Consider the following 1,285-nt stretch of genomic DNA (forward strand, 5'->3'; position numbering starts at 1 on the left):
GCGCCAGTGTCGCCTGTTGCGCCAGTGTCGCCTGTTGCGCCAGTGTCGCCTGTTGCGCCAGTGTCGCCTGTTGCGCCAGTGTCGCCTGTTGCGCCGCCGCCTGGACCTGTTGCGCCAGTGTCGCCGGTTGCACCATCGTTTCCAGCAGGTCCGGTTGCACCGGTTGCACCTGTTGCACCATCGTTTCCAGCAGGTCCGGTTGCACCGGTTGCGCCATCATTTCCAGCAGGTCCGGTTGCACCTGTTGCACCATCGTTTCCAGCAGATCCGGTTGCACCTGTTGCACCATCATTTCCAGCAGGTCCGGTTGCACCTGTTGCACCATCGTTTCCAGCAGGTCCGGTTGCACCTGTTGCACCATCGTTTCCGTTAGCACCAGTATCGCCTTTATCGCCATTTGCTCCATTGTTGCCAGCAGCTCCAGTGTCGCCTTTATCGCCTTTGACACCATCTGCTCCATTGTTGCCAGAAGCTCCAGGTGCACCATTAGCGCCAGGCATACCTGTAGCGCCGGTTGCGCCAGTAGCACCGGTATCACCGTCAATGACACAAGATGCCAAAATCATTGAAGTTAAAAGAACAATACTAGCTTTGAGGGGAGTTTTTAGCTTTTTTGCGATTGGTAGATATGAACCTGAATGAATGTTAGGTGACATTCGTCTTCCTCCATGAAGAGTTTATGGTAGTCCGTTAATTAGCTTCTTCTTAACAACATTTATCGAGTTGCTCTTATAGATAAACAAATTCCGTACAAAAAGTCAATTAATATAATTGAAATGTTGTTCATTGTAATCTTTGGTTACCAATTAATCTGCAGTAATAAATATAGTAATAATATATATCAGTATACAAGGATATTAACTATATTAAAGCTATGCAATATAAGACTATCTCTAATGCACTTCTTGAATTTTCAGATCATAGAATTTCTAATCTGATAATATATTTAGCCAGATATCATAAACTTTTATTAAATATTTGTTTGGTAACTAAAAACTCTCAAGTAATAGAAAATAATTAATTTATTAAAAAAAACAGACTTTTGCTCTTGAAGAAACTAATTTCAGTTATTTTAGATAGCTAGCTTTTCAAGTTTTTAAAAATATTTAAGTAAATTTAGGCTGTAAAAAAAGGCACCCTTAGGTGCCTTTTTCTATCTTATAAACTATCAGACCAGATTATTGCTTTACAGCACCAAAGGTACCTTGGAAGGTTGTACCCGTTCCAGCTGTTGTGCCAGACCCACCTGGCTCTAGCGCCTCTTGGTAGATACCACCTAAGAACT

1 pseudogene is annotated in these 1,285 nt (G+C 43.0%); it reads right to left on the reverse strand.

The features are described from left to right. Window positions 1–656, reverse strand: a pseudogene (locus FHS24_RS12315) (hypothetical protein); the annotation flags it as partial. Window positions 657–1,285: the final 629 nt, after the last annotated feature.

It is taken from the genome of Psychrobacter luti, from assembly GCF_014192115.1.
Lineage (GTDB): Bacteria > Pseudomonadota > Gammaproteobacteria > Pseudomonadales > Moraxellaceae > Psychrobacter > Psychrobacter luti.